Below are 23983 nucleotides of genomic sequence, written 5' to 3' on the forward strand. Positions count from 1 at the left end.
GGATCTACGGCTCCATCAATAAACTATAATAATTAGATTAACAGGCTGTAAAAACAATGTAGGGACACATAATTATGTGTCCCTACAGAAAATTTGTCTCAACCAAAGTCCCTCCCCCACGGGGGAGGGATTTAGGGAGGGGTTATTTCGTATAATGCGAAGGATTCTCATCCTGCCATTCGTTGATACCATCACGTATCCTGTTACGGAAAGTGAGAGTATCAGTGCAATGATAGGTATAGAAAGGCGATGCAGTTTCAGTATACTTGTATTTAAGTATGATCTTTCTCTCCTGTAATAATTTTGAATTATTATAGGTACATTCTCCATCCTGAGTGAAAACCTGTGATGCACCAGCTACAGGACTGAGATAGAGCTTAGTCCCTTTTTTAGTCAGGCTAAACTGCTTTTTACCAACTACTACCGTGTTCTTATAATATCCATTGCATGTAAGAGTGCTGGGCCCTGCAGTTGTAAGTGTCCATATCAGGTTCTCCTGCGTCGGAATAGTAGTCTTGTAATAGATTGTGGTATCGCTCTTTAAAGGTCTGTTGATCACTGCTGCACCACCATGCCAGTAATTACCGAACAGCATGTTTTCAAACTTTACACCTATAACATTTGTCTTCTTTGCATAAAGAACTGAGTCTGCATCTGCTGCTGTAATTTTAAAAGGAAGAACATAAGTTGACATAATTGTTTTCAGGGAATCATTCAAAAAGCTTGTTGAATCAGCCTTTATGACAACTGTTCCTCCATGCCATCCCGCCTTGATTACCATTGTGGTGGTGCTGGGTGTCATCTGATAATAATTGGAAGGTAACTGCTGAAGAGCAGCAACTGGTGCAGTTGCATCTTTGATATAACTCCATGATGAACTCTGCATACTTAAGAGTCGCGTGGGAGTAACCAGTAAAGGGTCGAGGATGAAGGAAACGTTACGGTCCTTCTCATTCTGTTTTACGCCTCCGAGAGCTACACCTACTTCAATTTTCATTCCTTCTCCAACAACGAATGTACGTACATCCTGCTGAAAGGGGAAATATATCGAAGTGATGGGGTAGTCGAGAAGGTATTCTTCGTAGCATGAAACCATCACTATCGAAAGAACTATTAAAGCTAATATTTTTTTCATATCTGTTTCTTTTAATGTTTTAGTTCCATGAAGGCCATCCTTCATTCTGTACCAGTTTGCTCATTCTCATTATCTCATTATAAGGAATGGGATTGTAAGGAGAAGGAAGATTCCGGTTTTCAACTACATAATTCAGATTGTATGTATATGTAACCGGAGTTCCGGCAACCTGAGTGATATAAGCACCGTGAACAGGTACATTTATCACACTTTGCCAGTCGGCATCAGTTGTCCAGCGGCGAAGGTCATAAAATCTCATCCCCTCGAAGCAGGTTTCAATCCTTCTTTCATTCTTTACAAGAGCATCAAAGGCTGCTTCGGTTGTCTGAGCATCGAGATATGGATCAGCAGCAGGCAGTCCTGTTGCATTATCGTAAGTCTTTCTGACGCGCAGGTACTTAAGAGCAGCTTTTGGTGTTAGTCCTCCATACAAAGCTGTATTTGGATTTTTTGTTACATGGTTGGCTGCTTCAGCATAGATAAGTACAAAATGTGCCCAGCGATAGATAAACTTAGAATGCGGAGCTGATAATACTGTAGCATCTGACCAGTTAGTATTCATATACACAAATTTCTTGATGTGGTAATTTGTCAGACTGTTGTCCGATCTGGTCCCCGCAGCATCTTTACCGACTGTAGGACCTTCATTCCAGTTCTCGAAAGTGTACATTGTGGCTCCTCCTGTAAGTTTTTTAGCCTGTGCCGTATTATAGAAAATTACGCTATAAAACCTCGGATCACGACCAGCATAAGGATTAGCCGGATTATAGCCGCTTAGAGGATCTGTAATTGGGCGGCCATTTGCCATTCCAAATGAGTTTACAAGATCCTGGGTTGCTCCAATCTCGCCATTACCCTGGAAACCGCCAGGATAAAACATTCTCTCCATAGCTGTGTTACCGGTATTGTACCTTGTGGCAAACACGATTTCAGGTGAATTTGGATTGGTAAATATTACAGGATCTGTAGCCCTGAAGCTGTTGGAACTGGAAATATTATCAGTTGTCAGCTTGAAGTTTATTATCTTCTGTGCGTTTTTTGCAGCGCTGTCCCAGCGTGCAACGTCGTTGCCGGGATTGAACCTTGGTGATGCCCAGGTGAGATAGACATTAGCTTTAATACCAAGTGTTGCTATATCATCAAAACGACCCCAGTACTTACCACCAAGATAACTTAAGTCGGTACCAGCCGGGTACAGAAAATCTCTGTGAGCCAGGGGAAGATACTTCATAGCTGAATCGCAGTCAGCAATAATCTGCTTTACACATTCATCATAAGTATTACGTGCAAGGTTGATTTCGTCGTTAACATCGAATACTTCAGTAACGATTGGAAAACCAAGCATCACGCCGTTGACACCTTTTCCTCCGAATTTCTGAAGAAGATCCCATTGAAACCATGCTCTCAGAGCAAAAGCTTCACCCTGTAACCGGGTCCTCATCTGATCATTATAAGAGTCTTTTACAAGATACCTTGTATTGTAACCGCGTCTGTCGTGCAGGAAGATATTGCACTGGGCAATAGACCTGTAGTCACGGTCCCAGTAACCCTGGAAAGGATCCTGTGAGGTGGTCATTGTATTCAGGGCATATCGTCTCATCACGTTTGTGGAACTGGTCAGAACAGCATCATCGGTGACGCCGTCAAGGTAAACACCCTCATTGTTATTATAGTTCCTTGTAGATCCCCCTACACTGGCTTCGGCGATATTGTCATAACACCTGTTAATTAAACCCTGTACGAGGTTCTGGTAGTCCCAGATGGTTTCACTGTCATAGTTCCCGTTTGGCCACGGATCGAGATAATCTTCACACGAAGCCATCAGAACTAAAATGAATCCAAATAATAATATTTTTTTCGTCTTCATAATTTTAACAGTTTAAAAATTTAATTTAACTCCGGCAGAGATGGTCTTGAATAACGGATAAACCGTAACACCTGAGTTGATTGATTCAGGATCAACATCTTTGATCTTCGAGATAGTCATCAGATTTGCACCTCTTACGTATATCCTTACTGCACGTCCACCCATGAACTGAAGCTTCTCAGCAGGAATTGTATAAGCAAGCTCAATATTCTGGATCTTGAAGAAATCTCCTTTTCTAAGCCAGAACTCAGATACCACAAAGTTATTATTAACCTTATTGTATGTTAACCTGGGATAATCTCCACCTATATTGTCTCTGGTAAAGTTTGAGTAATTATTATTACTTCCATCAGTCGAATTCCAACCATTCCAGAAATATGGATTCGTAAGCGCGATATCATAGAAGGCTCTTCCAGATCCAAGTATAAACAGATCGAAATTCTTATACTTCAGAGAAATATTCATACCATAATAAAGTCGGGGTGAAGAATGGCCTATCATGCCCTGATCGAGGTCATCAACAACACCATCTTCATTCATATCCGCATATTTAAGATCTCCTTCCTTAAGAACGGCATCAAATAACTGAGGTACAACAAGTGCGTCTGCATCTGAAGTGAATTTCCCAATATAGTTCTGACCAAAAATTGCATCGGATGGTTTTCCGATACGGTCCTGGTAATCAAATCTATAGTCAGGCTGATCATATTTTATTCTGGTTCCTTTAGAGGTAGTTGCATTTGCACCTATAACCATAGTAACATCTCCAAACTTCTCGGTATATGTAAGATCAATTCCAAGAGCATTGTACCTTGTCTGGTTGTAATTTAAATATGGACGTGCTCCGTTATATCCTGCAACCAATGGCAAAATATTGGAAACCTGTGAAATAGAACCATCAACAAGCCAGTTGTAGTAAGTCATGTCTAAAGTGACTTTATTATTAAATAACACAGCATCAAATCCTGCATTTAACTCCTGTCTTTTTTCCCAGGTCAGGATTGGATTACCTGTTCTTGAAAGGTATGATCTTGTAACAGCAGCATCAGTTGTGGTACCAAACCATGTCGGAGACGAGGATAATGCACCGAATCCCCAGTTAGTTGTTGTACTGGTAGAAGAAGTGGAAGACCATCTGTCAACATAGAAAAGATTCTGGTAGAATGTCTCATTTCCTGAAATACCACCCTGAACACGAAGCTTAAGATAATTTACAGCTTTTATGTTCGACATAAATGCCTCATCTGAGATAACGTAGTTTCCTCCGAAGGCCCAGTTCAGAATATTCCTGTAATCCTTGTCAAAAACTGATGTCCCTGCATAATTGAGCACTCCCTGGAAGGAGTATTTGTCCTTAATAGAATACATAACCGAAAGTGCAGTGTTACGTGCACGCTGTGGCTCCTCAACTCCGTTTATATAGGTAAGAAGTTGATTATAAGTCAGTGTTGATTGCAGAGTGCTGTTGGCAAAAGTCCTGTCGTAACTTAGTACTTCATTGAATGAATAGCGCTGGAAATAGTAGTCCATAAGCTTAAGAAGATCTGTCTGTTTAATCAGAGAGTGAGCTGAGGACCTTGTTAAAGCCAGAGTCGTGGGATCAACTGTATAGGCAAGATAATCGTTAGTTTTTCCAACCCTTACAGTATTGTGAATATTGAATGCGAAAGAGCTTATTGACTTGAGTCCTTTTATGAATTTATCTGCATCGTAAATAAGTTTCAGATAGGAAGAACCTGTCCTGCCCCTGTCGGTATAGTATCCCTGATCCACAACATTACCTATAAGGTTGTCTGGGTACAGTGCACTTACACCATACCATGGTGTTGCCGGCTTTGTCGTTTCATCGAGATAAGCCCATATCGGGTATGCTACAGGCGGTGTACTGTGTATATCGGTAAGAATTGATGGTAACTCAGTGATAGTAAGTGTAGCATTATCAGTATTCTCTGATGTATACTGCGGGTCGAATCCGTAGCTTGGCGAACGGCGGAAGCTCAGATTTCCATAAAAACCGAATAATGCAGTGAACTGATCATTGATCTTTACATTGACATTCTGACGTGTAGTAACCCTGTTATAGTCAGATTTTGCACCCAGATTGATGATATCACCCTCTCCTGCATAACCAAGATATGAGTTATACTGAACAATGTCATTTCCTCCAGAAGATGACATGTTGACTCTCTGAAACTCCATCGTTTTATCAAGCATCATGTTTGCATAATCAGCACTTGGATACTGAAGATCGTAACCATTATTCTGGGCAAATCCTGCAATCTGAGCACTGGTGTATAGTTCTGGCAAACCGCTGTTAACTCTCGCCTGATTATGCAGAGTAGCATAATCAGCACCCAGGACGTAGCCCGGCATACGGTCGACAACGCTTACTCCTTTTTCTACATCAACGTGCAGCATACGTTCATTTTTCGTACCATACTTGGTTTTAATATAAAGCACACCACCAGTTGCAGCAGGACCGTACATCGTAGTTCCCAGGATACCCTTTACCAGAGTAGCTGATTCTATCTCAGCTGGATCGAGTACATACTCCTGCAAGTCAGTCGGCATATTGTCAACCATAACGTAAGGCATACCACCGAATTTATCAGTAGCGCCCATAGAGCTTGTACTTAACAGGTTCAGGTTCTGATATCCTTCCATCGGGTGAAGGCCCGGTGATCCATCCAGTTCCCTGACATCATACATTGAAGATATACCTGTAAGCGAATTACGTATATCAGTTGATGGATACCGTAAGAAATATGAGCCCGGTATTACTGTTTCCGGTCCGGTTAGATAACGCCTTTTCAACGTAGTAAATGGCAATGCTACATCGTCATCGGATGTCATGTGCATTTTTGCATGGATCAGAGTAACAGTCTTACTCTGCATCAGGTCAATAACAGGGCTGACTTTTTTCTCATATAGAGGTGCGGTAATGGTAACAACACTCTCAGGGTAACCCTTGAATGTGACAGTACCATCCTGGTCTGACTGGGTATGGATGAGACCTTCACCCACAACCACTTTAGCATTTGCAATCGGCGTTCCGCTCTCATCAGTAACTTTAAGAACGACGTCGAACAGCTGCCTGGCTTTCTTTTCATTCTGCACCTGTGCATTTACAGGCCATGAAAGTATAAATACAATAAGAAAGAGCCCGGCAAATCTGACTTTTTGATAAAATATATTTTTAAATCTCATAGATTTTCGTATTAATGGTTCTTGTTACCAGACTGGGTTTGAAACAAAATTCTTCATCTTAAGAGCATCTGCATTCAGGAATGGCAGGTAATACATACCCTCTTCCCAAGTGGGCTGACGATCAGCTGATAACTCTGTACGAACATACTGATATCCTGTCGGGTAGGTAGAGGAAACTGCAACCTTTTGAGGTATGTTTGCATACAATTTGCTCGACATTATCTGAGGAAGTTCCATCCAGCGCCGGATATCATCGTAATAATGATGTCCTTCGAATCCTAGTTCAACATTTCTCTCATTCTTTATTCTAGGTCTGAAGGCATCTTTTGATCCGATAAATTCCGCCCTTACATTAGGCATCCCTGATTTGGTTCTTATTTTATTGATAGCCGCAATAGCTGTCAAAGATGATCCGGGAGCTGTACCAGCAGGACCATAAGCTTCATTTACAGCCTCTGCATAGTTCAAATAAAGTTCTGACAACCGGAATAAAGGATCTGCCCAAATAGAAGATACCCTGTTCTTGGTACTGTTATCTGCCCAGTTTTTCCTTAGCATATATCCTGTGTAAGTTCTGCCGTTCCATGAAGTAACAAGAAGCTCAGACGGCGTTGTACCGGTAAGATAGATCTGTGCCTTGTTGCTTGTCCATCCCTGCAATGGTCCCTGATTGTATACAACATCTGTAGCCAGCCTTGGATCCCTGTTGATAAAAGGATTCTGTTCATTATACTGACCGGCTGTTGCTGCTGCTGCTCTGTCTGCGGTTGTATTTAACGGCATTCCGGTTAAAGTTTCATATTTATCAACCCAGTTTTGAGTAGGATTGGTACCGGATGAACCGGAGCCTGTTGTTAAAACACCATTCCAGAAAGTTGCATCGAAGTTCCAGTTCCGGGTTCCATGAGAATATGTCCAGATACTCTCCTCACAAACATCCTTTCCATAATAATTAAGGTGGCGGTCATTCTTGCTCACCGGATCAAGAAGCGGCAGAATTACCACCCCTTTTGATTCAGCAACCTGTATGGCTTCCCATGCTGCCGCTGCCGCATTCTGCCACTCAGTTACTCCGCTTTTATTATTCAGCGGACTCGCAGCAAAGAGCAGAACTCTTGATTTGAAAGCCTTGGCAGCCATACCATTTGGTCTTTTCATTTCATATGTAGCATAATCGAGAGAACCTGATACACCAGGCATCGGATCTCTTCGGACCACACCAGCCAGATTGAAAAAATAGTAGGCAGAATCGATATCTTGCACGATTCTTTGCAAATAATCGTTCTTTTCCATACGTGCCAGATCCCATGTTTTATCGAATGGAGTCATCACGTAGTCGAGGTACGGCATCGGTCCCCAGAATCTGAACATTGTGAAATGGTACCATGCCCTTAAAAAATAAGCCTGACCGCTGAAGTCATTCTTTATATTATCATCAGCATCCTGTATCCTGTCTACATTTCTTATGGCGATGTTGCAAATCCTTATGCCATCGAAACATGCTCCAAGAATTGGTCGCCTTTGACCATCATAGCAGAGTTTCGCAATAATGGTTTCTGACATGTTTCCGCTCTTCCATGCATGTCCTTCCATATATCGGCCCTGGTCAGCTGCATCTGTTGTTGAGTTTATTGCATATTTCTGGTCCCACTGATCTATATAAAAAGGAAGAGTTGATTTGTAATTCCATGTATCTCTCCAGCCGTTGTTATACCACTTCCTGCCATCATAGTTTGCATCGAAGAACAGCTTGAAGTTTGCGTATTTAGTAAATACAACATCTTCGGTCAGACCCGATTCCGGGGCCTTGTCGAGATATTCTTTAAGGCATGAGGTTGTAAATATCAAACTCATCCCTGTTATTAAAAGCAGTATTAATTGTCTTTTCATAATTACTGTCTTATAAATTAAAATGCTATTTTAATTCCGCCCCTTAATGTAGTCATCTGGGGATAAAAGCCCTGTTGGAAGTTTGTAGCTTCAGGGTCGCCTTCTATCAGTGGAGTAATTGTTAATAGGTTACTTCCGCTGACATAAACAAGCAGATTTGATATACCCATGGTATTATTCAGCATCGCTGATTTAATGTTATAACCCAGATAGACATCCTTGAGCCTCAGGTAAGATGCGTTTCTGAAGTATCTGTCTTTGATAATAGTCTGATAACCCCTGTCGGCTTCTCCGCCTCCCCAAACAAGGTTATCCTGGCTTGAGGTACCGCTGAAGTGCATAGTAGCATGAGTTGCATCCTGGTTAGTTGGCGTCCAGAAATCAAGTGCTGATTTATGAACCCTCCAGTCACCTTTAATAAACTCTATTTCAAATGCCTGGTTATACTGAACATATTTTCCCTGGTTACCTGAGAAAAGCATATTGAAGGTTAAATTTTTCCAGTTAAACCCACCTGACAATGCGTAGGTGATTGGAGGATATGTCAGTCCCGGTATAGCATGCTTATCAATTGTATTGATTGTTCCGTCAGCATTATAGTCCAGGTACTTATAGTCTCCCAGGTATTGTTTGGTATAATCAATCGGAGTTGGATTATTATGAATATCATCGATTGAGGTATAGTATCCTGTACCTGTAAGTTCCACCCCATTAATTTCAAGACCCTCAAGGCCACCTTCAGCCCAAAGCATCTCGGTAAGAGGCTTCCCTGCAAGTTTCATATGATCTGGAAAAGCGGCAGGGTCATCCTTAAAGATAACTCTGTTCTCGTTCCATCCGAAAATACCTCTGACAAAATACTCGAAATTAGGAGAAGGACTTTTTCTGAATTCAACTTCTGCTTCTATACCATGCTTTTTAACTTTACCAAGGTTAATCTCCTTGAAGGTTTGTCCAATAAGCATTGTGGTACTTTTAGGAGTAAGAAGCATCTGGTCGCGGTATTCATTGAATCCGTCAACAGTAATGGTGATCATGTTCTTGAAGAGCCCGATCTCAATACCCAGGTCTCTCTTATGAGATCTTTCCCATGTAGCCTTGGTGTTAGCCATCATGTCCTCGCGGATATAACCACCGTTGTCCTTAAAGAACGCACTGTTATAAAGCCAGCGGCTCTTTGCATAGTCACTTCCTACCATACCGTCGGAATACCTTACTTTAAGTCTGTTCATCCATGGTACAGCATTTTTAAAGAACTGTTCTTCAGAGATTACCCATCCAAGAGCAGCTGAGGGGAAGAAACCAAATCTTTTTTCCGGGGCAAATCTTTCAGACCCGGTATATCCTACGTTAACTTCGAATAAATATTTGCGGCTATAATCATAAGTTGCTCTTCCGACAAGACCCTCATTATAATAAGGAAAATCCACTTCAGAGTTTTTCTGCTGACGGTTGAAGAGTCCCAGTGCACTCACATTGTGCTTTCCAAAGGCCCTGTCATAATTAACTGACATCTCATAATAGAGGTCGGAATAATAACCACCCTGAAGTCCGGATGTATTTACATCGAGAGGAGGCATTGTCCATACTTCATTACCTTCAGCAGGGTTAAATCTGAACCATGGGTTCTGATCAACCTTACCATCTGGCAGTGGAGCTGCTACTGAACCTGCTCCTGTATCATTATTCTTAACATCAACACCTATCCTGTCAAAGTACAGAATATATCTGGGGAAAGTCTGCGAAGCCTGAACCTGCCTGTTGCGGTAATAGCTGCTGAGAGATACTTTTCCGTTTACTGATAGTCCTTTTGTTATAAAATCAAGGTTCTGTTTCAGAATAAGGTCGGTAAAGAGTGTTGAACCAAGCTCCTTATTGAACTGCCCAGAATTCAAAGTGTGATAAGGGTTGTTTGTATATTCACCAGCAGGGTGTGCGAACCTGTCACCTGTTGCATCGGGATAATCAGTATCCGGAACCATTTCAAGGACCCATGCAGGATAATATGCAGGAGCTCTGGTACCTGATGTTGAATAGAGGTCTCTCCATCCGCTGCTGTTAGGGTTGTTTTTTGTATTGAGTACACCACCAACATTCAAAGTTAAGATTGTTGATTTTGTAAGATCAAAATCGAGGTTGATCCTGTAGTTGAATTTATGGTTATAATACCTCATGTCATATGCCCCATCATGGGTTCCCTTAAAGAAGTCGCCGGTATACTGGTAACCAAATGACAGGAAGTACTTCGCAAAGTCAGTACCACCGGTGATATTAAGGTTTGCACTGCTAACAGGAGCGAATGGTTTTGTTGTTTCTTCGAACCAGTTCACATTCGGATAGCGAAGAGCATTCAAAGGAGTAGAAGGATTCTTATACTCATTCAATGCTGTTTGAGGTATAAGGCCGGTAAATGTACCGTTGTTCATAAGTGCAATATTATACATCGACATTGTTGTATAGGAGTCGATATTATCTGGTATTCTGGTGGCAATCTGTATACCATAGCTGCCTGTAAAATCCATTTTAGGTTTACCGAGCAAACCACGTTTGGTTGTTACAACAATAACACCGTTTGCACCTTTTGCACCGAATACTGCAGTTGCAGAAGCATCTTTAAGTACAGAGATTGCTTCAATTTCGTTTGGGTCGATATTTGTGAAATCGCGTTCCACACCATCAACCAGAACAAGAGGAGCACTACCGTTCCAGCTTGAAAGACCGCGGACAAACAAGTTTGCATTGTCAGATCCGGGTTCTGCATCCTGCTGTATTGTTAATACACCTGAAAGTTTACCTGCGATAGCGTTAGTGACTGATACCTCACCTGCCTGCATCAGGGCTTTGCTGTTTACCTGTGTTATGGCACCAACAACAGATTCTTTTTTCTGTGTTCCATATCCGATAACAACAACTTCCTGAATCTGTGTCAATTCAAGTGCAAGTGCGATATTGACAGGAGTTCCTGCTGTTACCGCGACATCCTGGGATGCATAGCCGATGAAAGAAATCAGGAGGTTTACCTGCATGTTTGATACAGGAATTGAAAATTTACCATTAATATCGGTTAGAGCACCTACAGTGGTTCCTTTCACAACAACGGACACCCCAATAAGAGCTTCACCGGTAGCAGCATCTGTCACCGTACCTGTTACGGTCGCCTGCTGCATATCGCCCAGATTGCCCGGATTAGCCGTGACCACCTGAGTAAATGCTATAGAGCAAAACAGAAACATGATACACAATTTTGACATGATCGATGGCTTAAGCCAGCGATACCTGACAAATTGCAACCGTTTTTCAGTAATTTTTTTCATGCATTTTAAATAATTTGAGTATTAATAATTTGAGCCAATTAAATGGTGGATTCGTGTAGGTTAACGGATTAAGACACTATCCGGGTTTTCTTTGATTTGATCTGTTTTTCATAGTAGTAGGTTGGTTAGTTTATAGGGTATAAAGGATTAATTACCAAAACTTTCGTGTAGGTTAACGGGGTTTTTGCACAAAGAGATTTTCTGGATCAATCTCAATTTCATGGAAGGACGGTTAGTTAGTCAACAAACAAAAAAATCAAAAATCATTCTCAAACAACCAATTGATGGACATTTGGTACTGATCAGGGTTACTCAAAAAGCTGGGTGTTTTGTAACTTAAAATACCAGGTTAGGAGTATTTATGAAGGTCAGGTTACATAATTCCCGGAAGCAATATTAGAAAATAAATTAATCCTTAACAAATTTTAACAAAATATTATTTCTTTTTTTTTTGAACCGGAGGATTTTGGTGTTTGTATATATAATAAGGTATGGAAAACTCTCTGCCCTTCGGGCATCTCCCCGGAGAGGTTTGACTATTATTGCCAAACCCCTCTGCCCTTCGGGCATCTCCCCTGGGAGGGGAGAAAATTCCTGCAATTAAGAGAATTCCTCATAAGTGCAGAAATTCCTCCCCCCGCCGGGGGGAGTGGCCGAAGGCCGAGGGGGTCAACGAATGATGCAGGATTCCCGGGGGGAGTGGCCGAAGGCCGAGGGGGTGTAGGTATGATGCAGTATCCGATAAATTTTGACTTCTTCCTCCAATATCATATATTTATACCTTAATCAACCTAACCAACCTGATTATGAAAAAAGTTACTCTATTCACGGTCATATTTGTTCTTTTAGCCGTTGTCGTTAACGGACAGAAAGTTCCAACAGGTAATCCTGCCGACTTCAAAGTAAAGACTTGTCTGCACTCGGTGAGTTATATGGGCATTTGGCGCGGACAGGCAACTCTTACAGTTGATGAGTTCCTGGTAAAAGCAAAACAACTTGGATTCGACGGTGTTATGCTGGCTGCAAAAAAACCGCATGTCTCTCTGATTGATTATGACGATGCAGCCCGCCAGAAACTGAAAGCAAGAATTAAAGAACTGGGACTGGAACTGGTCTGTCTTGCCGGATATTGTGACTTCACCGCCGGAGTAGATAAAGCCGGGATCCCGAATACCGAGATTCAGGCAATATATATTGGTGAACTGGCACGAATGGCCCGCGACCTCGGTACTAATATGGTCAGAGTCTATACCGGATACGAAAGGCCGGATGTTCCATATGACAAACAGTATTCCCTTGTTGTAGACGGACTTAAAATGGCAGGAAAAATTGCCGCTTCCTATGGAATAACACTCGCAATCCAGAACCATCACGATATAGCTCTCCACCACGAGGCAATGAAATGGCTGCTCGATGAGATCAATCTTCCAAATGTTAAAAGCTGCTTTCGATTGCTGGTCCCCTACCCTTGAAGGCCTTAGCCCGGAAGAAATAAAGCAGGCAGTAAGGACCATGAAACCATATATTGTGCATACTACTACAGCTGATTATAAAGAGCTTCCCCGTTTCAGATATGATCTGAATCAGACTAATTATACAAAAATGGAATCTCAGATGAGAGCTGTCCCAATTGGTCAGGGCTTTCTCGACTATAAATCGTTTATCAATACACTCAAAGAAATAGGCTATCAGGGCTATATAACCTACGAAATGTGCGAGGTGCTTGAAGGCGGGGGATCTGTTGAAAACCTTGATAAGGCGGCAAAGGTATTTCTGGAGTATGTGAAGCAGTTTAGGTAGGACTATAGATTTCCCCTCCTTTTGAAGGAGGGGTGGCCGGGACGACTAATTATCAGACCTTTACATAGTTCATTTCGGCCAAGGTGGTTGATTTTATTAGACTCTTATAGAATACAAAGATAATGAATGACAGGAATTAATTCTTTTCCACCCTGGCGGTAAATTAACTTTGCATAAAAAAACAGATAATTGAGCCACCCTCCTTAAAAATGAGGGGAGAGCTATTTAACCGAATCCTTGTCCTGACAATCGGTTCACTTTTAATCATCACGTCGTGTAAAAAGAGTGCCGACGACCACAATCTGAAGCTATGGTACGACCGGCCCGCAACAATATGGGAAGAGGCTCTGCCCCTTGGAAATGGAAAAACAGGTGCGATGGTTTTTGGCGGGATCATAACAGAGAGGTTTCAGCTGAATGATCTTACACTTTGGTCAGGTTATCCTGAAAGCGGCAATAACCCCGACGGTCCGGAGATCCTTAAGAAAACTCGTGATGCTGTATTTAAAGGAGATTACGCTAAAGCTGGAGAAGAGTGGAAGAAAATTCATGGCCCCTACTCTGCCAGATACCTGCCTATGGGAGATCTTTATATCAAAATGAATCTTCAGGATACAATTGCGTCAGAATACTATCGTGACCTTAACATTCAGAAAGGAATATCCACCGTTACCTACAATAGTTCAGGAGTAAAGTTCACTCGTGAGGCATTTGTGAGTTATCCCGACAAAGCTATTGTTATTAATTTAACAGCATCAAAGAAGAAATCTCTCTCATTCGATGTCTCACTTAAAAGCAAATTGAGATATACGGTTGAATCATCTTCTGATAACTCCCTTACATTAACAGGCAAGGCACCTTATCATGTCGCTCATCGTAACGATGAACCTGTTCAGGTAGGATATAATGAGAATGACGGGGAGGGCATGAACTTCGAAATCAAACTTCGGTTAAAAAATTCAGGCGGCACAACAGAAGTTATTGATAATAAGATTATTGTAACAAATGCCGATAAAGTCACACTATATGTTGTTACTGCGACCAGTTATAACGGATTCGATAAATCACCGGGACTGGAAGGTAAAGATCCGTCTGTTGAAGCCAATTCTTTACTTGAGGCTGTATCAAAAAAACAATATGAAGATGTAAAAAGTGCACATCTGGCAGACTTCAGGAATCTGTTTGACAGAGTATCTATTAACATTGGTATCGAAAAAGAAGCTGTAATGCTTCCTACCGACGACAGGCTTCTCCGGTTCAACTCGAGTAAAAGTGATAATCAGCTTCAGGCATTATATTATCAGTTCGGCAGGTATCTTTTAATATCTTCTTCACGCGATCAGTCAATTCCTGCCAACCTGCAGGGTTTATGGAATGATCTGGTCCAACCTCCGTGGGGAAGCAATTACACAACAAATATTAATACCGAGATGAACTACTGGCTGGCTGAAAATACTAACCTTTCAGAATGCCATACACCGCTAATCAATTTTATAGCCAGCCTTGCAGCCAATGGAACTAAAACTGCAAAAACCAATTTCGCCATAGATGGCTGGTGTGTGTTTCACAATTCTGATATATGGGCAAAAACCAGTCCGGCCGGAGGCGGAAACTGGGATCCCAGAGGGGCACCACGATGGTCGTGCTGGCCAATGGGAGGAGCCTGGTTCAGTCAGCATTTGTTTCGCCATTACGAATATACCGGTGATGAAAAGTTTCTTAGAGAAACTGCCTGGCCACTGATGAAAGGAGCAGCAGATTTTCTTCTTGGCTGGCTGGTTGAAAGCCCTGATGGTTTTCTTGTAACAAATCCATCTTCTTCTCCTGAAAATACTTTCACAATAGATGGAAAAACGCTGGAGGTTAGCATGGCTTCAACTATGGACATGGCAATAACCAGAGATCTGTTTACAAATTGTATCCGCACTCTTGAAATCCTGAATATTGAACCTGAATATAAATCAAGACTCTCAGATGCTTTGAGCAGACTTTACCCTTATCATATCGGACAATACGGTCAGCTACAGGAATGGTTTCTCGATCTCGACAATCCGGAAGATAAACACAGGCACCTCTCCCACCTCTTTGGCCTCTTCCCGGGAACACAGATTAGTCCGTTCCGGACCCCTGATCTGGCAGCCGCGGCAAAACAATCAATGATACATCGAGGAGATGTCAGTACAGGATGGTCGATGGCATGGAAGATAAACTGGTGGGCAAGACTTGAAGACGGGGATCATGCACTCAAAATACTAAAAGAGGGACTTACATATATAGGACCAAAAAATCCCTCCTATAAAGGCGGGGGAACATATCCGAACCTTTTTGACGGCTGCCCTCCGTTCCAGATAGACGGGAACTTCGGAGGTACTGCCGGGATTACAGAAATGCTCCTACAATGTTATGACGGATATATAAGTCTTCTGCCGGCTCTCCCTTCAGAATGGCCCGATGGAAATGTAAGCGGCCTTAAAGCAAAAGGAGTATTCACGGTTAATATGGAATGGAAAAACAATTCACTTTCAAAAGCAATAATCCTTTCTGAACTCGGTGGCAACTGCAGGGTAAGAACAAATGTTCCTGTAAAGGTGGCTGAAGTAAGTTCTTCAAAAGGAACCGGCAATAATCCTAATAGCTTTTATACACTGAACTCTGCTCCTGAGATTATTAAAAACAATAAAATTCCATTGCAGGAATTAACTGTTAAGGAGGGATTTATTATAGATTTCATGACCGAAAAGGGAAAAACATACACTATTATTAAGGAATAGAACTACAAAATACTAAAAAAGGAAATATGAAAAAGATTATGATTGTACTGACAGCATTTTTGCTGGTATTTCAGAGCCTTTTAGCTCAGAAGACTACTGCTCCAAAAGTTCTGACCAACGACGAACGGATGGAATGGTGGCGCGAAGCACGATTCGGAATGTTCATCCACTGGGGGGTCTATGCACTGCCTGCCGGCATATGGGATGGCAGACAAATTGGTGGCATTGGTGAATGGATAATGAACCGCGGAAAAATTCCGGTAGCCGATTACCAGCGCATGGCAAAGAATTTCAATCCTGTAAAATACGATCCGGATGCCTGGGTCAGAATGGCAAAAGATGCAGGAATGAAATATATTGTAATTACATCAAAGCACCACGACGGATTTGCCTTGTTTGAAACAAAAGCAAGCAAATGGAATGTTGTGGATGCAACAGTATACGGCAAAGACCTTCTGAAACCCCTTGCAGAAGCCTGTAAAAAATATGGCATAAAACTGGGCTTCTATTATTCTCAGGCACAGGACTGGAATAATCCCGGCGGATCAGCTGCCCGCAGACCAATGAAAGAGGGCTGGGCAAATCCCGATTCAGTAATAATCGATGCTTACACAAAAGAGCATAAAGGTCACTGGGATCCGGCTCAGGAAAAGAAAACATTCGATCAGTATATTGACGATGTAGCCGTTCCGCAGGTTAAGGAACTTCTTACAAACTATGGTGAGGTTGCAGTTCTATGGTGGGATACACCAACAAATATGACTGATGATGCAGCAACGAAACTTCAGGCCCAGCTTGCCATTCAGCCGAATATTATAACCAACGACAGGTTAAAAAGACCCAATTTCCAGGGCGATCACAAAACACCTGAACAGAGAATTCCCAACCTGAAGGATCTCGACGGAACAGACTGGGAGACCTGCATGACAATGAACGGAACATGGGGATATAAGAGCTACGACCACAATTATAAAACTCCGGAGACTCTAATCCGCAACTTGCTGGATATTGCCTCGAAAGGCGGTAACTTCCTGCTTAATGTCGGTCCTACCGATCTTGGAGAGTTTCCTCAGGAGAGTATTGACATACTTTCTAAAATGGGAGCATGGATGAAAGTTAACGGAGAAGCTGTATATGGAACCAAAGCAAGTCCCTGGGGCTTGTTCGACTGGGGTCGTTGCACTAAGAAAGAGTCAAAAAATGGGACGACTCTCTATTTCTCAGTTTTTAACTGGCCTGTTGACGGTAAACTTACAATTGCCGGTATCTCAAATAAAGTTGCCTCAGCAGCGCTTCTGGCTAATGGTGTAAAGGTTAATGCCATTACTTCAAAGGATGGAGTTTTGACACTTACTCTTCCAAAGTCTGCGCCGGATCCGATAGCTTCAGTAATAAAAGTTGAAGTGAAAGGAACAGTTGTTGGAAAAACAGCAGCAGAACTTTATAAATAGTATTTGCTCTGTGTAACTCTGTGAAAAACTCTGTGTAGCTCTGTGTAACTTCTTTAAGAACTTACACAGAGAGACACTGAGAAGACACAGAGAGCCACAGAGGAAAATGAATAAGAAACTTATAGCCAGTATTTTACATAGATTAAGGATGAAAAATGAATTAATCATGAAAAAAACTCTTGCTAAATTCTTCTTCCTGCTGATTACAGGATTAGTTTCATCATTACCCAGGGTCTTTTCAGATCCGGTGAAACTCAATCTGACTAGTCCCGATGGCAAACTGCAGTGCCTTATTGCTACAGAAAATGATCAGATTTTTTTGTCTGTAAAGATGAATGGCACCCAGATTCTTGAACCTTCACCATTAATAATGTCAGTAGATGGTATCGAAATAACAAACGGAGTTAAAAGTGGAAAAATAAAAAATTACAGTTCACATGAGTCTTATCCCTTGTGGGGATTGCATTCAGTTGCAAGAGACTATTATAATGCCGCAACAATAGCGATTTCACATATTGAATCAGGTATTAAGTATTCGCTTGAAGCAAAGGTCTTTAATGATGCCGTAGCTTTCCGTTTCATAGTGCCTGGAAAAAAGAAAACATCAAGAAAACCTGATGAAGCAACTATTTTTAAAGTTCCCGCAGGAAGCACCGCATGGTATCACGACCTCTACATGCATTATGAGGGGATTCATGAAAATAAACTAATAGACACAATTCCATCAGGTGAGTGGACTGCTCCTCCCCTGATGGTAAAACTGAAAGATGGTAAAGGTTATCTGGCAATCTCCGAGGCCAACCTGGTAAATTATGCAGGTATGGCTTTGCAGACTGACGGAAAGAACGGATTTACACTTCGACTTGGTCATAGTCATCCGCCATCTTATCCTTATATTTTACGCTATAAAAAGGAAGATGTTGAAAGGCTTTCAAAGATTGCTGAGATTAAAGGAACAATTACAACACCATGGAGAGTAATCATTGCAGGTTTCGATCTTAACACTATGATTAACAGTGATGTAATACAGAACCTATGCCCCCCTCCGGACAAGAAATTATTCCCTGCAGGCATTGAGAATGAATGGGTCAGGCCGGGTCGTGCAGTATGGAAATACCTTGATGGCGGAGGAGACGGAACGTTGTCAGTTATGAAGAAATTCTCTAAAGAAGCTGCTGAACTGGGATTTGAATACAACATACTCGAAGGTTTCTGGAGCCGCTGGCCTGATGATTCTATTAAAGCACTTGTTGATTATTCAAAGGAACTTGGTGTTGGAATTATAGTATGGAAACATTCAAATACTCTTTACGATCAGGTGGCAAGAAAGGAATTGTTTCAGCGATGCAATAAACTTGGAATTGCCGGATTAAAAATAGATTTCTTTGACCATGAGGCTAAGGAAGTTATCGATTTATATGAGACTATTGCAAGGGAAGCTGCAGCATTAAAGCTTGTTTTGATTTTTCATGGTGCAAATAAACCAACAGGGCTCTCACGTACATGGCCCAACATCTTAATCTATGAATCTGTAAAGGGGATGGAGGCAAGCAAACTGACAGACAGGGCAACTCATGAGACCACTATCCCTTTTACAAGAATGCTGGCCGGTCCGGCAGATTATTCCGTAACTCACTTCGGTGAAAGGCGGAAGAACACTACATGGGTTCATCAGGTGGCTACTGCTGCAATTTATTCTGCACCGGTTATTACATATGCTTCCACACCAGCACATATCCTCGAAAACACGTGCGCTGAAATGATAAAGAGCATTCCTTCTGTGTGGGATGAAACAATAGTACTTGCTCCTTCAGAAATAGGAGAACTGGCAATTTATGCCCAGAGAAAAGGATCAGCATGGTTTCTTTCAATCTTAAACGGACTTAGTGCCAGAACTGTTAAAATACCTCTTTCATTTCTTGGAAATGGCAATTATAACACTCTTGTTCTGCATGATGATGAAGATAATCCGGCTTCAGCTATCGTCATTAATGGTTCTGCAAACCAGAATGATACAATAGATATTACATTAGGAGAAGGTGGCGGATTTATGACGAGATTTACTCTAAAACAATAAATAAGGTTAACCTTTATTCAGGAAATACCTAACAAAAATGATAATAAAAAGCACTTTTTGTTTGATTTATTAAAAATTTGGATACATTTGTGCGACATTTTAAAATAAATAAAGTGAGAATATCTTTAATCCATATTATTGTCCTCCTCCTCATTATCAAGCGATCATGAACCGGGAATAATATGTATTACTATAAATATACAGAAGCTTTCCGGGGAACCGGGAAGCTATTTTTTTAAATAGGGATTTTTACATGAAGAATTTACTCAGGAGCTCAAAAACAACTACCGGCAGAAATATGGCAGGAGCCAGGAGTCTGTGGCGTGCCAACGGGATGACTGAAGAACAGATGGGAAAACCCGTAATTGCAATTGTAAACTCATTTTCTCAGTTTGTGCCGGGACATGCACATCTTCATGAAATCGGACAGGTGGTAAAGAAAGAGATAGAGAAAAGAGGTCTTTTTGCAGCAGAATTTAATACCATTGCGATAGACGACGGCATCGCCATGGGTCACGATGGAATGCTCTACTCCCTTCCTTCCAGGGAACTTATAGCTGATAGTGTTGAATATGTAGTGAATGCGCATCTGGCAGATGCCATGATTTGTATAAGCAATTGCGACAAGATCACTCCTGGAATGCTGATGGCAGCTATGAGAATAAACATCCCTGTCGTTTTTGTTTCCGGAGGTCCTATGGAGGCCGGAAAATTCAAAAATAAATCACTCGACCTTGTTGATGCAATGGTTGCGGGTGCAGATGATTCTATAAGCGACAGTGATCTTGATGAAATAGAAAAAGCTGCCTGTCCTACCTGCGGATCATGTTCAGGTATGTTCACAGCAAACTCGATGAACTGTCTGACTGAGGCACTGGGTCTTTCACTTCCGGGAAACGGAACAGTTGTTGCGACACATCAGAACAGGGTAAAACTATTTGAGAAAGGAGCCGCACTGATTGTTGAGCTTACAAACAGGTATTATAATGAGGGCGACAGTTCAGTTCTTCCGCGATCAATAGCCACAAGAGAAGCATTCATGAATTCAATGTCGCTCGATATAGCTATGGGAGGCTCAACAAATACAGTTCTCCATCTTCTAGCTATTGCACAGGAAGCAGGTGTTGATTTTACTATGAAGGATATTGATAATCTATCACGTAAGATCCCTAATATATGCAAGGTCGCTCCAAGTTCACAGTATCATGTTCAGGATGTAAACCATGCAGGTGGTATTCTGGGGATCATGGGCGAACTTGAACGCGGGAACCTGATTGATACTTCAGTCAAAAGAGTTGACTACCCTTCTCTTAAAAAAGCGATTGCCGATTGGGATATTATGGGCGGACAAGCTACAGAAGAAGCATACAATATTTTCAGAAGCGCTCCGTCGCTCGTTAAAAATCTTAAGATGGGTTCTCATGATACTTTTTACCGGGAACTAGATACAGACAGAAAAAATGGATGTATCAGATCAGTTAAAGACCCTTACAGTAAAGATGGCGGGCTGGTTGTGTTATATGGAAACATTGCAGGTAAAGGATGTATTGTTAAAACAGCAGGGATAGATGAATCGCTTTTCACATTTACAGGAAATGCAATTGTCTATGAATCACAGGATGATGCTGTTGAAGGAATACTTACAGATAAGGTTAAAGCGGGTGATGTGGTAGTTATCAGATATGAAGGTCCAAAAGGCGGACCCGGAATGCAGGAGATGCTTTATCCAACCTCATACCTGAAATCTAAAGGACTCGGTAAAGCATGTGCCTTGATAACAGATGGCCGTTTTTCCGGTGGAACGTCCGGACTTTCTATTGGACACATTTCTCCGGAGGCAGCAGCCGGCGGGGAGCTTGCACTTATAAAAACAGGTGATAAAATTGAAATCAAAATCTCAGAAAGAAAAATTAATGTCCTTCTTTCACCAGAAGAATTGATGAAGAGAGAAAAAGAAGAGAAATCGAGAGGTGATAAAGCCTATAAACCGGTAAACAGAAACAGAATAATTCCTGCCTCCCTCAGAGCATATGCGGCAAACGTAAGCTCAGCCGATCTGGGTGCAATAAGGTTAATATAGAAAATTGATTATATGAAGACTGTAAAACAAAAGGAAACTGCAAAAGCGCAGGTTAATGGTCACGAACACATTACAGGAGCAGAAGCTCTTTTAAACTGTCTGGTTGAAGAAGGTGTTGATACTGTTTTTGGCTATCCCGGAGGAGCTATAATGCCTATTTATGATACACTCCTCGACTTTGAAGGAAGAATCAGTCATTACCTTACCCGTCATGAGCAGGGCGCGGCCCATGCAGCACAGGCCTATGCAATGGTCACCGGTAAACCAGGCATCTGTTTTGCGACTTCCGGTCCGGGAGCAACTAACCTCGTAACAGGTATAGCCAATGCGTTTCTCGATTCAGTACCAACAGTTTTCATTACAGCCCAGGTTGTTTCAACCCTTATTGGTACCGATGCATTTCAGGAGACAGATATCATAGGTGTCTCCATGCCGGTAACAAAATGGAACTGCCAGGTGAAAAAGGCTGAAGACATTCCGGAAGTAATTGCAAAAGCATTTTATATAGCAACAACAGGGCGTCCGGGACCAGTTCTTATCGATATAACAAAGGATGCACAGCTTGAAAAACTCGATTTCAAATACAAAAAATGTGATTATTTAAGGAGCTATAATCCCCATGTCCCTCTGAATAAGAAGCCAATTGAGTCAGCAGCTATAATGATAAATCATGCAGAACGGCCGTTGATCCTTGCCGGACATGGAATTCTTCTTTCAGGGGCTGAAAAGGAGCTTCAGTCTTTTGCAGAAAAAACAGGAATACCGGTTGCCGTAACGCTTCTGGGAATTTCTGGATTCCCTACCGGACACAGGCTCTTTGCTGGGTTGCTTGGTATGCATGGAAATTATGGTCCAAACCTGCTTACAAACCAGGCTGATCTCATAATTGCAATCGGAATGCGCTTCGATGACCGTGTTACCGGTAATCTTAAAAAATATGCCAAACAGGCGACAATCATACATATTGAGATCGACCAGGCTGAGATTAATAAGAATGTAGCAGTAGATGTAGAGATTCATAATGATGCCAAAGAGGTCCTTAATTATCTGATCCCTCTGGTTAAACCAAACTCCTTCGAAAAATGGATCAGGGAATTCAGAATCTGTGATAAAGAGGAATATGATAAAGTAATAAAGCCTGAAACGAAACCCGAAAAAGGTGCAATCCGTATGGGCGAGGTAGTCAGCATGGTTTCTGACCTCACACAGGGGGAAGCAATTGTTGTTACCGATGTTGGGCAGAATCAGATGTATGCAGCACGCTACTATAAATATAAGAATCCAAACAGCTGGGTAACATCTGGCGGAATGGGAACAATGGGTTTCGGATTACCTGCAGGTATTGGAGCAAAGCTTGGACACCCGGATAAGGAAGTGATTACATTTCTTGGCGATGGCGGATTCCAGATGACAATGCAGGAGCTGGGAACGATACTTCAATATAAGATACCGGTAAAGATTATCATTCTTAATAATGATTTTCTGGGAATGGTCCGCCAATGGCAGGATATGTTCTTTGAAAAAAGGTATGCTTCGACAGAGCTCACAAATCCCGACTTCGTAATGATATCCAAAGCATTTGGAATCCCTGCAAAAAAAGTTGTGAAAAGAGAGGATCTGAAGGATGCACTTACCGAAATGATCGAATCAAAGAGCGCTTACCTGCTCGAAATTAAAGTACAGAAAGAAGGAAATGTCTTCCCGATGGTAGAACCAGGCAAATCAGTATCAGAAATCAGATTAACTTATTAAATATCAGGTCCTGACAAGCCCCCCTTTAGGGGGGATGGGGGGCAGAAAATAAAACCAAGATTATGCAACAGGAATTTACAATATCAGTTTTTACCGAGGACCACATCGGGATACTCGGACAGATAACAATAATACTCACCAGAAGGCAGATAAACATCGAAAGTATAACTGCATCTGAATCAGCCGTAAAAGGAGCCCAACTACTTACTATTGTAGTAAAAACAACTCCTGAAATGATCCAGAAGGTGGCAAGGCAGATGGAAAAACTGATCGATGTATTAAAGGTCTTTGTACATACTTCCGACCAGATAATTTATCAGGAAATTGCTCTCTTTAAAGTTCCGACAAAAGGACTTATGTCGGGCAATATTGTTGACCATGTAGTAAGGGCTCATCATGCAAGGATCCTTGAGGTATCTCCTGAATATATCGTAATTGAGAAGACCGGTCACAAGACAGAAATTACTGACTTGCTCACCCAGCTTGAACCATATGGTGTTCTTCAGTTTGCCAGGTCGGGAAGGGTTGCAATTACAAAACAGGTTAAAGAGCTTACATCATATCTGAAAGAGATGGATGAGGCAAACAGGTTCAAATCAGAAAAAATAGAAATACTTAACTAAATAAGTGCCCCCTTCC

Annotated in this window: 13 protein-coding genes; 8 read left to right on the plus strand and 5 right to left on the minus strand. The window is 41.8% G+C overall.

What is annotated here, in order from left to right:
• Window positions 1-142 precede the first annotated feature (142 nt).
• Genes IPJ16_03815 through IPJ16_03835 form a run of 5 tightly spaced genes read right to left on the minus strand, consistent with a single transcriptional unit; the run spans window position 143 to window position 11413 of the window.
• Entirely contained in the window at window positions 143-1135 is a 993-nt protein-coding gene (locus tag IPJ16_03815) for a DUF1735 domain-containing protein (protein ID MBK7626313.1), read from the minus strand.
• Between the two features lie 19 nt (window positions 1136-1154).
• A complete protein-coding gene (locus tag IPJ16_03820) occupies window positions 1155-2957 on the minus strand; it encodes a RagB/SusD family nutrient uptake outer membrane protein (protein MBK7626314.1) in 1803 nt (600 codons plus the stop codon).
• A gap of 57 nt (window positions 2958-3014) precedes the next feature.
• A complete protein-coding gene (locus tag IPJ16_03825; GenBank protein ID MBK7626315.1) occupies window positions 3015-6209 on the minus strand; it encodes a SusC/RagA family TonB-linked outer membrane protein in 3195 nt (1064 codons plus the stop codon).
• 24 nt (window positions 6210-6233) lie between these two features.
• Window positions 6234-8102: a RagB/SusD family nutrient uptake outer membrane protein gene (locus tag IPJ16_03830; GenBank protein MBK7626316.1), complete on the minus strand. Its 1869-nt coding sequence runs from the start codon at window positions 8100-8102 to the stop codon at window positions 6234-6236.
• A 14-nt stretch (window positions 8103-8116) separates the two neighbouring features.
• Window positions 8117-11413 (minus strand): TonB-dependent receptor, encoded by a 3297-nt coding sequence (locus IPJ16_03835; protein ID MBK7626317.1) that lies wholly within the window; start codon window positions 11411-11413, stop codon window positions 8117-8119.
• An 806-nt stretch (window positions 11414-12219) separates the two neighbouring features.
• On the opposite strand from IPJ16_03835, the gene IPJ16_03840 reads away from it, so the two are divergent.
• The 8 genes from IPJ16_03840 to ilvN all read left to right on the plus strand — a co-directional run bounded on the left by IPJ16_03840 (window position 12220) and on the right by ilvN (window position 23967).
• Window positions 12220-12885, plus strand: coding sequence for a sugar phosphate isomerase/epimerase (locus IPJ16_03840; protein ID MBK7626318.1), 666 nt, complete (start codon window positions 12220-12222; stop codon window positions 12883-12885).
• A 40-nt stretch (window positions 12886-12925) separates the two neighbouring features.
• A complete protein-coding gene (locus IPJ16_03845) occupies window positions 12926-13213 on the plus strand; it encodes a hypothetical protein (GenBank protein MBK7626319.1) in 288 nt (95 codons plus the stop codon).
• A gap of 209 nt (window positions 13214-13422) precedes the next feature.
• Window positions 13423-15984, plus strand: a complete 2562-nt coding sequence (locus IPJ16_03850) for a glycoside hydrolase family 95 protein (protein MBK7626320.1) — start codon at window positions 13423-13425, stop codon at window positions 15982-15984.
• A 26-nt stretch (window positions 15985-16010) separates the two neighbouring features.
• A complete protein-coding gene (locus IPJ16_03855) occupies window positions 16011-17435 on the plus strand; it encodes an alpha-L-fucosidase (GenBank protein ID MBK7626321.1) in 1425 nt (474 codons plus the stop codon).
• A gap of 166 nt (window positions 17436-17601) precedes the next feature.
• Window positions 17602-19512 (plus strand): glycoside hydrolase family 97 catalytic domain-containing protein, encoded by a 1911-nt coding sequence (locus tag IPJ16_03860; GenBank protein MBK7626322.1) that lies wholly within the window; start codon window positions 17602-17604, stop codon window positions 19510-19512.
• A 253-nt stretch (window positions 19513-19765) separates the two neighbouring features.
• Window positions 19766-21592 (plus strand): dihydroxy-acid dehydratase, encoded by a 1827-nt coding sequence (gene ilvD, locus IPJ16_03865; protein MBK7626323.1) that lies wholly within the window; start codon window positions 19766-19768, stop codon window positions 21590-21592.
• Window positions 21593-21604: 12 nt separating this feature from the next.
• Window positions 21605-23344: a biosynthetic-type acetolactate synthase large subunit gene (gene ilvB / locus IPJ16_03870; protein MBK7626324.1), complete on the plus strand. Its 1740-nt coding sequence runs from the start codon at window positions 21605-21607 to the stop codon at window positions 23342-23344.
• Window positions 23345-23406: 62 nt separating this feature from the next.
• The gene (gene ilvN, locus IPJ16_03875; GenBank protein MBK7626325.1) at window positions 23407-23967 is read left to right on the plus strand and encodes an acetolactate synthase small subunit; all 561 of its coding nucleotides are present in this window, start codon (window positions 23407-23409) and stop codon (window positions 23965-23967) included.
• Window positions 23968-23983: the final 16 nt, after the last annotated feature.

The sequence above is a fragment of the Bacteroidales bacterium genome (genome assembly GCA_016709865.1).
In the GTDB taxonomy this organism is placed as follows: Bacteria; Bacteroidota; Bacteroidia; order Bacteroidales; family VadinHA17; genus LD21.